At 43.1% G+C, this 12,080-nt stretch carries 10 protein-coding genes and 1 pseudogene; 9 read left to right on the top strand and 2 right to left on the bottom strand.

Features of this window, described 5'->3' with window-relative positions; translation table 11 throughout:
• The first annotated feature begins 63 nt into the window (after window positions 1-63).
• The 4 genes from M2444_RS02445 (at window position 64) to M2444_RS33450 (ending at window position 3,687) form a co-directional block, all read left to right on the top strand.
• Entirely contained in the window at window positions 64-654 is a 591-nt protein-coding gene (locus M2444_RS02445; RefSeq protein WP_179283543.1) for an RNA polymerase sigma factor, read from the top strand.
• Window positions 638-1,450 carry an anti-sigma factor gene (locus tag M2444_RS02450; protein WP_094874917.1) on the top strand — a complete coding sequence of 271 codons (813 nt, stop codon included), beginning with the start codon at window positions 638-640 and terminating at the stop codon, window positions 1,448-1,450. The genes M2444_RS02445 and M2444_RS02450 overlap by 17 nt, the downstream gene beginning before the upstream one ends.
• 183 nt (window positions 1,451-1,633) lie before the next feature.
• Complete coding sequence (locus tag M2444_RS02455; protein ID WP_280786159.1) at window positions 1,634-3,250, top strand: copper amine oxidase N-terminal domain-containing protein; 1,617 nt, start codon at window positions 1,634-1,636, stop codon at window positions 3,248-3,250.
• 299 nt (window positions 3,251-3,549) lie between these two features.
• The gene (locus M2444_RS33450) at window positions 3,550-3,687 is read left to right on the top strand and encodes a hypothetical protein (protein ID WP_348536903.1); all 138 of its coding nucleotides are present in this window, start codon (window positions 3,550-3,552) and stop codon (window positions 3,685-3,687) included.
• A gap of 356 nt (window positions 3,688-4,043) precedes the next feature.
• Here M2444_RS33450 and shc read toward each other — a convergent pair whose 3' ends face one another.
• The gene (shc, locus tag M2444_RS02465; protein WP_280786160.1) at window positions 4,044-5,936 is read right to left on the bottom strand and encodes a squalene--hopene cyclase; all 1,893 of its coding nucleotides are present in this window, start codon (window positions 5,934-5,936) and stop codon (window positions 4,044-4,046) included.
• Between the two features lie 132 nt (window positions 5,937-6,068).
• Complete coding sequence (locus M2444_RS02470) at window positions 6,069-6,515, bottom strand: OsmC family protein (protein WP_280786161.1); 447 nt, start codon at window positions 6,513-6,515, stop codon at window positions 6,069-6,071.
• Window positions 6,516-6,678: 163 nt separating this feature from the next.
• Between M2444_RS02470 and M2444_RS02475 the strand changes: the two are divergent.
• From M2444_RS02475 to M2444_RS02495, 5 genes and pseudogenes are all read left to right on the top strand, one after another.
• A pseudogene (locus M2444_RS02475) lies at window positions 6,679-7,133 on the top strand (formylglycine-generating enzyme family protein); the annotation flags it as partial.
• A gap of 405 nt (window positions 7,134-7,538) precedes the next feature.
• Window positions 7,539-7,922: a hypothetical protein gene (locus M2444_RS02480; RefSeq protein WP_280786162.1), complete on the top strand. Its 384-nt coding sequence runs from the start codon at window positions 7,539-7,541 to the stop codon at window positions 7,920-7,922.
• The gene (locus M2444_RS02485; RefSeq protein WP_094868742.1) at window positions 7,909-8,394 is read left to right on the top strand and encodes a nitroreductase family protein; all 486 of its coding nucleotides are present in this window, start codon (window positions 7,909-7,911) and stop codon (window positions 8,392-8,394) included. The genes M2444_RS02480 and M2444_RS02485 overlap by 14 nt, the downstream gene beginning before the upstream one ends.
• An 11-nt stretch (window positions 8,395-8,405) precedes the next feature.
• Window positions 8,406-10,145, top strand: coding sequence for an ABC transporter ATP-binding protein (locus tag M2444_RS02490; protein ID WP_280786163.1), 1,740 nt, complete (start codon window positions 8,406-8,408; stop codon window positions 10,143-10,145).
• Window positions 10,132-11,979 (top strand): ABC transporter ATP-binding protein, encoded by a 1,848-nt coding sequence (locus M2444_RS02495; RefSeq protein WP_280786164.1) that lies wholly within the window; start codon window positions 10,132-10,134, stop codon window positions 11,977-11,979. Before M2444_RS02490 ends, M2444_RS02495 begins: the two co-directional genes overlap by 14 nt.
• The last annotated feature ends 101 nt before the right edge of the window (window positions 11,980-12,080 follow it).

The following is a 12,080-nucleotide window of genomic DNA, read 5'->3' on the forward strand; positions in this document are numbered from 1 at the left end:
TATTTAGAACATACCTTTATGATGTGTTAGATAAAAGCAGATTTTATGAGAGGGGGAGCCACCTTGCAGGAGTCGTTATCTGATGAGATATTGCTGCAGAAGATTGCCAATCGCGACACGGATGCACTGGAGCAATTATATGATAGATACGAGAGGCCTATTTATTCGTTTGCACTACGTATTGTAAAAGATGCGATGGAAGCGGAAGAAATTGTGCAAGAGTTATTCGTGCGGATTTGGAATGCGGCCAGTCGAATCGAAATAGAGAGCAATAAAGGAAAAATAAGTACATGGATGTTTGCAATTACTCGCAACTTGGCAATTGACCGGCTTCGCAAGCAAGGGAGGCAACCAGAAGATTCCGTGGAAGACGTTGTATGGGAGCGGCTCCGGAGTAATGAGGATTCAACCGAACTCACAGTTGAACATAATCTGCTAGGACAGCAGCTGAAGAAAGAAATAGAGGGTTTACAATCGGACCAAAAACAAGTGCTGGAATGGATTTATTATATGGGATACACACAGCAGGAGGTTGCCGATCAGCATAAAATTCCGTTAGGAACCGTAAAGAGCAGAGTAAGATTAGCGCTTAAAGCGTTGCGAGGGCGATTCGAGTTGTGGAAGGAGGAGGTACAGTATGAGCGCAGATCGTAAGGAGCTGTGTGAGGAATTGAGCATGTATGTGCTAGGGGGATTGGACAAAAAGGAACGCGAAGCCTTTGAAGAGCATTTGAAGCTTTGTCCTGAATGCCAACAGGAGGCTGCTGAAATGACGGAACTTGTGAACTATTTTCCTCTTACCACAGAAGAGGTTGAGCCTCCCACGGGAATGAAATCCCGGATCCTTACTCATGTTATCCAATCCTCTATAGAGCCGAAACAGGAAGCGAATGAAACAGAAGTCTCTGGCCTTGTGGTAAATCATGAACCTGAGAGAAGCGTTCGTCAACGTAAAGGGAGAATATACACCATATTAAGCGTGGCTTCTATCGTTCTTTTAATCACAACAAGTGTACTAGCTGTAAGGTTAAATGTGCTAAATGAGGATAAAAGCAATCTGCTTGCTGAGGTAGAGAAGCTGCGAGGTCAACTTGCGTTAAGTAATGAACCCGCGACCGGTCTTCAAGTCCATAATGTGGTGTCATTAAAACCAACGGTCAAGGATTTGGTTGCCCAAGGGACAGCGATGATTGTGATCGACAGCAAAGGAACGCATCTGATTGTGCAGGCGGAGAAGCTGCCTGAGCTGAAGGATGATGAAGCTTTTCAGGTATGGCTGCTCAAAGGTGGAAAACCGGTTAATGCGGGCACATTTCACACTCGGGATGGAACAGGAGCACTTTATTATACGTTCTCACCTGATGATTATGATACCATTGCGATCACGCAAGAGCCGGACGCGAACGGTAAGGAACCTCGTGGAAACATAGTGCTAGCTGCGGAAATCTAAAGGTTAAAATGTAAGAAAACGATTCACAACGAATGTCCTGAGATTTCTATCCGGGGCATTCGTTTTTTTTATTTTTAAAATATTTTTCTAAAATAGTGATCCAGATCCTACTGACCGGCGTGTAACTGTATGAAAGCAATAATACTTTGGTCATACCATAACAAATAAGGGAGATGGAAAAGAATGAAGTTGAAGAAAATTGTTGCAACAGCAATAGTCACAGTACTACTGGTTCCGTCCATGGCGATGGCAGCGAATAATGGGGCAGTAAATCCAAATGTTAGAACGCCAGCTTCAGATCTGAGAGCGACTCTTAGTCAGCTGCTCTCGACTCATTTTGAATACCAGGCGCTGACCACGTTAAAAGAATATCAAGGTGTAATGGATGCAGAAACAGCAAAGAATATGCTGGAAAAAAATGCGGATGAAATGAAGGCAGCTGTGAAATCGATCTACGGTCAAGCGGGTGCCGATCAATTCGCAGAAATATTTTCTTCTCAGTATAATGACAGTGCCGATTTGGGATCAGCTGTGAAGAATGGCAATGCCACACAAGAAGCAGAAGTGAAAAAGGATTTGTTACAGGAGTTTCCGACTGAGCTAGGTAATTTTCTAGGTACGGCAACTGCTGGTAATCTGCCAGCGGCTACGGCAACACAAGTGTTGAGCGCTCATGAGAAGGACGTACAAGATTTCTTCTACAGCTACATTAAAGGGGATTATGATGCTGCATACGAACATTTCACTGTTGGATTCAAGAGGATGTCCGATATTGGCACGGCACTTGCCGGAGCCATCGTGAAGCAATTCCCAGAAAAGTTCGACAATACAGTTGTAGTAACGCCCGCAAATGATTTAAGAGCGGTGCTCGATCAACTGTTAGCTATTCATTTCTTCTATCAATCTATGACCACACTTGAGCAGTATAAAGGTGCGCCAGACGCGGAAACCGTTAGAGAACAGCTCGAAAAAAATGCGAATGAAATGAGCGCTGCTGTTAAATCATTATACGGTCAAGCGGGTGCCGATCAATTCACACAAATCTTCTCATCGCAATACAGCAACAGCGCTGACTTGGGCATAGCCGTGAAAAACAACGACATGACCCAAGAAGGAAAAGTGAAAATGGAGCTTCTGCAAAACTTCCCAACTGTGCTTGGTAATTTCCTTGGTACGGCTACGGGTGATAATCTACCTGCTGCGACTGCAACACAAGTACTGAAAGCACATGAACAAGATGTGCAGGACTATTTCTACAATTACATTAAAGGCGACTATGAGAAAGCCTATAATGTTTTCGCTGCTGGCGATAAAAGAATGTATGTTATTGGCACAGCACTGGCTGATGCCATCGTTCAACAAATGCCAGAAAAGTTCACTTCCCAGGTAACTCCGTCACAACCAGCTTCCTCTAACAACATGACAACAATCTGGATGAAGATTGGAAGTAAGCAGCTGATCATCAATGATAAGACCACACAAATGGATACAACTCCATTCCTGTGGAACAACTGGACGTTTATCCCTCTTCGGTATCTGAGTGAAGGAATTGGAGCGCAAGTAGGCTGGGATGCAAGTAATGATACGATAACGGTCAAAGCAGGGGATGATACGTTAACTTTCTGGATCGGCAAAGATTATATGATGGTTAACAATGTGAAAAAAGAAATTGGTACACCAGTGATTATAAAAGATGGCCGGACCGCCGTCCCACTACGTTTTATTACTGAACTGCTTGGCTGGCATGTTGATTTCCAAAAAGCAGATGGGTCGATTACGCTGACTAAAGCAATGAAGTAAGAGAAGATCAAAGATTCTATGTAACGAGGTTTTCAAAAAAACACTTGTTCGTAATATCCTGCGGTAAGCCGCCGCAAATTCAAAGTAACAGGCAGTGATTCTCCATAACCGGAGTGTCGCTGCCTGTTCATCTATTATTTAAATTACGCTATTCCGTTAATTTTCAAAGAAAACATAATCCCCTATAACCGAGGATCATTGCTCTGCTGTTTTTTACGAATCGTATTAATTCCTACCTAGAAGGAATTTCTGGATTTTCATCTAATTCTTTTATAAAAAGAAAAAGGAGGCCGGCCTATTTGAAAAGAAGACATGAAGTTTTATTTGAACAGTTGAATACTTACCGGATTGAGTTACTAGAAATGGTGGCTGAGCTAGCTGAGGGAGAGGCTGATGTTATCCCTCAAGGTTTTAATAATACCATCCGGTGGAATTAGGTCATATCTATGTAGATCAATATTTAAGGATACAAACACTGACCAAAGAAGATATCCCAGTTTCAATAGGATTCTATGAATGGTTTGGTTACGGTACAAGTCCTTCTCTGTTCACGAATGAGACACCGTCATTCTCTGAGCTCATTCGGATTTTACAGCAACAGCCACAGGTCATTTAGGTGTTGTATCAAGATCGATTGGAGAAAGAGTTCGCTCCGATTGAAATGGGGATGTATACTATTGAGCAGGTGTTGATTAGAACGATTTTTCATGAAGGGTTACATATGGGTATGATTCAAGCAATAATAAGGCAGTTAAGAAGTGGAGCAGATCAACACTAGTCATAGAACTCTGTGTTATTCTTGACCGTATTTCGTTCTGTAATGACTTAGTGTGAGTAACGGCCAGATATACCGATAACTGTGATAATTAGAATAGAAATTGCCGGGGAGACCAGCGCCTGTCGGATAGGAGCACTTCCAATCGTCTTCGTGCATAGATGCGATAAGCTTTTCAATGCCTCGATTTACTGCAGGTGTTGGTTCTGGCTGAACAGCGATGAGTGCGTCAAGCGCCCAGGAGGTTTGGGAAGGCGTACTTTCACCTAATGGCACATACTTCAAAAGTCGATCACTATGACAAGATTCCCCCCAACCCCCATCCGAGTTTTGAATGCTAAGGAGCCAATTCGCTCCTTTTTGCAATGCTTCATGTTCTGGAGGCAGACCAACGGCCCGCATTCCTGTTAAAGCAGCCCAAGTCCCATAAATATAACAAACACCCCATCTTCCGTACCATGAGCCATCGCGCTCCTGATGCTGAATCAACCATTTCACACCTCGTTCGATGAATTCATTCCGCGTATCAAGTCCGGCAAAGTTTCCGAGATACTCCAAAGTTCGCCCGGTAAGATCTGCCTCCGAGGGATCAATAGCAGCAGATTTAGCGCCATCGATTGCGAGCCATGTAAGCATTTCTTTATTGGTGTTTTTTTCAAAGGCTGGCCAGCCACCGTCTTTATTCTGCATCGATATGACCCAGTTCAGTCCTCGATTCCATGATTCTAGATATGATGGCTGAGTTATTGATAAACTTCGAATGGCTCGTAAAGCAGCGGTCGTATCATCCACATCCGGATTTATTGTATTAGATTCTGAGAATCCCCATCCCCCGGAAGCCGTATTCGGATTATGAATGCTCCAATCTGCAGTTTTTTCATGTTGTCTGGTCAGCAGATATGAAGTAGCACGTTTCATCGTAAGATGATGATCGGGAAGTTGTGCCTCCTGCAAAGCATAGGCAATTAGAGCCGTATCCCATATCGTAGACGGAGAGTTTTGAATTGTTGTTTGGTCTTCAGAGCGGCATTGCATGGCGGTAAGCCCATCTATAGCATTCTTAATTAGTGGATGCTGCTGATCATAATCGAGGGCTAGCAGTGCAAATACCATAAGAATTGTACTAGTTGCGTAACTGTATAGAGTCCCGTCGGATTCAATCCGCCGGAGCATGAACTGCTCTGCTTTGGCTCGCGAGACTTCGTGAATATGACGAGGACTTCCAAGAAGTCTTTTTAGGCCAGATTGCAAACCGTCCTGCAGCTCTTGAAATCCACGGGAAGCGGGTTCATCTTCTTCAATGCGTGTGTCTATGAGATCAGACAGATCAGGAGCATTAGCGGCTGAGATCGAGAAACGCCGATCGGCCATAATGAGCATTGGAGTGAGGTGTACCCTAGAGTAGCCGGAGAACTCAAAATAGTTAATAGGAAAGTAGGATGGGAACAATAGCACCTCTAATGGGATCGAGGAAATAGCCAAAGGCCATTTGCTCTGTCCTGTAGCTGCAAGAATGACTCTAGTTAAGATGCTAGTAACTTTTCCAATCCCACCTTTGGATTGAATATAATGCTTAGCGCGCAATATCGGCCCATCTGTTACCTTGCTGTACCCAGAGTAGAGAAGGGCATAGTAGGCTTCAACCGAGGTGGATAAGTTTCCATCTTCTTCATCGCTATACAATTGCCAGAATCCAGCCGACTGTTGCTCAGCAAGAATACGATCATGTAGCTCACGGATCAGATCTTCATTCTGCACATTCAATATCCGAAAGAGGATGATGATATACGCATCGATAACGATCCCATTCTCAAAACAAAAATGCCAAGATCCATCTTGCATCTGTTGATCAATCAGGAAAGTCGTTAAACGCTCGATCTCATTATCTACTGTGCTCAGTATAGGATTCATTCCTTAGGTACCTCCGCAGTCCTTCATTTTTAGTATTATATGATGGAAGAGAAGGTGAAATGAAAAAGGACTGTAAAGTTGCTTATGCAACCTCACAGCCCTATAAATTATGTTAGCTAATCAATAGTTTGATTAATTTTCAATCACGATACGATTCAGCTTGAGATTCACCGGAGCGGCAATTGTGTCACCCACAGGGCATTTGCTCTCTAGAAATTGTACGAATGCTTTCACCTTCTCGGCAGGCGATGGGGTCTTTATGTAGAATGTATAGCGAATATCGGAGTAGCCAGGCCGTACTTCAGATCGGTTAAAAAATCCATCAAGATCCAAATCGCCTTCAACATCTACTCTGAAGTCTTCAAGCTCTACCTCAAATTTAGAGGCATAAACTCGAGCCACAATAGATTGGCAGGCCCCTAAAGAAGCAAGTAAAGCTTCAACAGGATTCATTCCTGTATCGGTACCCCCAAGATTTTGTGGTTCGTCGATGACAAGCTCGAATTGTCTTGCTTTAGTAATAACCTTAACTCCATCTTGTAAATGGGCGGTTGCTTTGAAAGTTTGAACATTTGGCATTTGTCTACACTCCTTCTTCTGGGAAACCAATTATGAGTAGATACTTGGAATATTATTTAATTCATAGTATTTTTCTAGGAATTGTTTAGATTATAGTTCGTTTCTTTATACCCTGTCAATACTTGATTAGTTTTATTGGATTCGTACATCATAATGAGTTGAAGATGCTATTTCCTTTTGTAATCTACTTTCCCAGAAGGCTGGATTGAAAGAAGCTTATGTTATAAGCAATGATGTTGAACATATTACTTGGGAAAGGGAATCGGGTGGCTATCGACTTCCAACGGAAGCAGAGTGGCAATATGCTTGTAAAGCAGGAACTACTTGCTATCAATACGGAGAGCTAAATAAAATTGCTTGGTATAATGAAAATTCAGATGGTCAACTCCATGCCGTAGGGACGAAAGAACCAAATGCATGGGGGCTTTATGATATGTTAGGGAATGTTTGGCAATGGTGCTGGGATTTATATGATGAACAAGTATATGGTTCCTATCGTATTTTTCAAGGAGGTAGCTGGGCTGAAGAAGTTAGGGATGTGGAGCTACCTGTCGTCGTCGCAGCCATCCTACATTTAGCGTGGATGATCTTGAATTTCATCTTGCTCGATTTTTATAGCCATAGCTGTCCCAAAATTTATCCTTACTAAGGAGGCATTTCTGGAATGAGAAAGTTTATGGCTATCTCCACAATATTTATTACTCTGCTCGTTCTAGGTATATGTTAGATTTGCTGATGATCCAGAAACTGATTATATTTTCACAGACAGGGATGCTTCAGACTGGACGCAACTAGATCCAAAGGAACCGCAATTATTAAAGAAGGTTGATCATTAGTTGCTACATAGCAAAGAATCCTTGGTCTGAAAAAAATAGTTTCTCGCCAGCTAACCGCACTTTGTGCGGTCTTTTCTTTGAGGATCAATCCAATAAAAATGATAACTTGACAGATTTCATTTGTGCGTATACATTTGTATACATAGGCAATTCGTATACATATGTATACAACAAAGGAGGGGTTAATATGCGTGATGGACATTTCGGAAAACGCGGCCATCGAGAACATGGGGAACACAAAGACCGTGGAGAGCATAGAGATCGTGAGCATATGGGCAGACATGGGATGGATTCCATGGATGGTCCCCCAAAAAGTGCTCAAACTTTTCGTCGCGGCAGAGCTCTAGCATTTTTGGAAAAGCTTAATGTGAATCGAGCCACTTTACAGCGGCAGCTGCAAACACCGGAGCTGGATTCGATCAAGCAAGTGATTAGCGGTGAACTGAAGGCAACAGAAGCGATCATTGAAGAGTTTATTCATATTTTTCAGATTCACGAAGTAACAACTGAAGAGAAGACGGTTAGCGATACTAAAAAAGAGGAGATTGATCCTGAAAATGAAAACCATTGATCTTATTAAAACGCGTAGAAGTATTAAGCAATTTAAGGCAGATTCCATTCATGAGGATGATTTATTGAAATGGCTGGAAGCAGCTAGTTATGCTCCAAACCATCGTATGAATGAACCTTGGGAACTCCTATTTATCGGGCCTGATACGAGAGCTAAATTAAAGCATAAGACGAATTTTGGAAGCGCTCCTGTCGTTCTTGCTATCTTATCTAAACCTGGTGCAACAGCGTTTGAACGTGACGAGAATGTTATGGCTGCCGCTTGTTTCGCACAGAACTTTTTATTAGCAGCACATGAAGTGGGGGTTGGTGCCTATTGGGCTTCTTTAGGTGCTTTGCCTCATAATCGTGAAATTCTAGGTGTTCCGCAAGATTACGATGTGATTGGACTATTTGGTATTGGATATCCAGAGGAAGTTCCAAATGCTAAGCCAAGAACACCGATGAAATCAAAAATCACATATTTATCTTAAAAGGTGATGGAATGTGGAAACTTAAGAGTTACTTAAGGCCATATTGGGTGTGGTCTGTGTTAGCACCACTTATGATGATGATCGAAGTGTCTATGGATTTGCTTCAACCTACATTAATGGCGAGCATTGTGGATCATGGGATTATGACGAAGGATGTATCACATATATATTCGACTGGATTGATCATGCTTGGAGTGGCATTGATCGGTCTATTGGGTGGGGTGGGCTGTACCGTTTTTTCAAGTATCGCCTCTCAAAATTTCGGTAATGATTTACGGATCAATCTGTTTGAACATATTCAGAAATTCTCAAATAAGAATCTGGATCAATTGAAGACAGGTTCGTTAATTACTCGTTTAACAAATGATGTGGTGCAGCTACAAACCTTTGTACAGATGATTTTGCGGAATATCCGATCTCCATTGCTATTGATTGGTAGTTTGGTGATGGCCATCCGGATTAGTCCTACGTTGACGCTCATTCTTGTCGTTGCCGTGCCATTGCTGGTTGCCATATTGTATGGGTTAATTCGACTTTCTTTTCCTTTGTTCGAGAAAATGCAAACTAAATTAGACGGAGTCAATACCGTATTGCAGGAGAATTTATCGGGCATCCGTGTAGTCAAAGCATTTGTTCGTGGCAAACATGAAGAGAAACGGTTTAATACAGCCAACAAGGATTACACAGAGACTGCGATAAAAGCGGTACGCCTGATGTCATTAAATATGCCACTCATGATGCTAGTGCTCAATGCAAGTATTGTAGCTGTCCTTTGGTTTGGAGGGGCGCAGAGCTGGAATGGCACGCTTCCGGTAGGTCAGTTGATCGCCTTTATTAACTACATCACCCAACTATTGATGTCCATGTTAATGCTGAGTAATATGCTCATATTCTTCTCGCGTGCAAAAGTCTCCGCAGATCGGGAGAATGAAGTGTTGTCCACAATCAGCGAGATTACAGAAGTAACCGATGCTAAGAAAGATGCTATATCTAACGGTCGAATTGTATTTGACAACGTTTCCTTTGCCTATGACCCTGCGGATGAGAACCTTGTGTTAGATGGCATCAATTTCACTGCTGAGCCAGGTGAAACCGTAGCCATCCTTGGAGCCACTGGTGCTGGTAAATCAACCTTGGTTAGCCTCATTCCTCGTCTTTATGATGTATCCTCTGGATCTATTACGATTGATGGTTCCGACACTCGGCAAATTTCTTTGAAACAATTGCGTCGCAGGATCGGTTATGTTATGCAGCAGGCTATTCTGTTCAGTGGAACAGTCCGGGATAATATCCGCTATGGCAGACCGGAGGCTACAGATGAAGAAGTGGAACAAGCAGCAATTGCCGCTGAAGCGCATCTTTTTATTATAGAACTTCCAGAAGGCTATGATACAGTGCTTGGTCAAAGAGGGATTAACTTGTCTGGTGGGCAGAAGCAGCGGCTTTCGATTGCAAGGGCGTTGTTAATACAGCCAACAATCCTAATCATGGACGACAGTACTAGCGCCCTCGATGCGGCAACAGAGTCGCGAATTCGACAAATGTTAAAAACACGGCTACATAGAAGTACAAATATTTTAATAGCTCAACGTGTCACCTCTGTGATTGATGCGGACCGTATTTTAATTCTAGAAAACGGTCGAATCGCTGTACAAGGTACACATGATGGACTTATGAGCAGCAGTGAAATATACAGAGATATCTGGAAGTCGCAGATAAAGGGGGAGGAGATGCCTTATGTCAAAGTCTAATAACGGCATGAACACCACTCCTTTCAATCGACCAGGCGGATTCGGTCCAGGACCGGGATCAGGCCCCGGACGCGGCGGCGCTGTACCAATCGTCCGCGCCAAGAATCAAGCAAGTACGCTTAAACGCATCTGGACTTACTTGAATCGCCAACGGTTCGGGTTAATTATTGTGTATGTATTTACGGTGTTGAATGCACTTCTTTCATTGATCGGACCGTATCTCATCGGTAAAGCGATTGATACTGCGGTTATTCCGCATGATTATCATGGTCTTGTGCAGTTTTGTATTCTCCTTATTGGCATTTATGGGTTAGGTAGTGTAGTTGCTTGGGTGCAAGCATACGTCATGACATCTGTTTCACAGAATACCGTATTTGAGCTGCGTCGTGATCTGTTCAGCAAGTATCAGCAGCTACCTATTAAGTTTTTTGACACACGAGCTAATGGAGAGCTGATGAGCCGGGCAACGAACGATATAGAGAGCGTATCCAGCACACTCAATCAGAGTGTAACCCAGTTGTTAAATAGTTTGATTACGCTAAGCGGTTCACTCGTTATAATGTTCATGCTGAACGTTCCTTTGACCGTAGTTTCACTAATCACAATTCCGCTCGTACTACTGGCTAGTCGTAAAATTATAGGTTTAAGCCGAACTTATTTTCGAAATCAGCAGCGGCATTTAGGTGAACTGGGCGCGTTTATCGAAGAAACCATCAGCGGACAAAAAGTGGTCAAACAATACAATAGAGAAGAAGCGGAAGTTAAGCGATTCCGAAAAATCAGCGGAGAGCTGAACAAGGTCAGCATTAAGGCACAAATCGTATCTGGACTAGTGGGACCCGTGATGAACATGATTAATAATCTTGGATTTGCGATCATAGCCGGGGTTGGGGGCTGGATGGCCTTCCATAACATGGCTACAGTAGGTATAATCGTTAGCTTCCTTACCTATTCCAAACAGTTCGGTAGACCCATTTCTGATCTTGCTAACCAGTACAATTTAATCCAATCTGCAATTGCCGGAGCGGAGCGTGTGTTTGAAGTTTTGGAGATGCCGTCCGAATATGGGGATGAAGAAAGTGAGAATCTGCCAAGGCTAAAAGGGGAGGTTGTTTTCCAGGACGTTTCCTTTGCTTACAAATTGGATACACCGATTCTGTCTGGAGTTACGTTTGAAGCCAAACCTGGGGAGAAAATTGCGCTTGTTGGTCCAACAGGAGCAGGTAAAACAACTATTGTTAACCTGCTGAGTCGTTTCTATGATTTGAACGGAGGTGCCATACGGATTGATGGCCGTGACATCCAAGAGGTAGATAAAAATTCACTTCGTAGTCAGCTAGGGATGGTGCTGCAAGATGCGCATGTATTCTCGGGAACCATTCGTGAGAATATTCGGTTTGGCCGACTTGATGCGACCGATCAAGAGATTGAGCAAGCTGCGCGGCTAGCCAATGCGGATGCTTTTATCAAAAGATTGCCGCATGATTACGAGACCCTTCTTAATGCAGAAGGTAGTAATCTTAGTCATGGACAGCGCCAACTGTTAACAATCGCTCGCGCAATTTTAGCTGATCCTGCCATATTAATTCTTGATGAAGCAACCAGTAGCGTAGACACACGTACGGAAATGCACATTCAACAGGCAATGAAGAATTTGATGAAGGGTCGAACAAGCTTTGTAATTGCCCACAGGCTTAGTACGATTCAGGACGCAGATCGTATACTCGTGATCCAGGGTGGAGGAATTGCTGAGCAAGGAAATCATGAGGAGCTTCTTGCAATGCAAGGCGCCTATTACGAGTTATACAATACCCAGTTCAAACGAGCGATTTAAAGAAATATTTATATGGCTGTTGAAAAAACACTGACTTGGATCAGTGTTTTTTTGTTAGAGAGGTGACCAGAGACCATCGAATTGACCGCCGAAACGCGACA

The organism is Paenibacillus sp. PastF-3 (assembly GCF_029893135.1).
GTDB classification, from domain to species: Bacteria; Bacillota; Bacilli; order Paenibacillales; family Paenibacillaceae; genus Paenibacillus_AQ; species Paenibacillus_AQ nitricinens.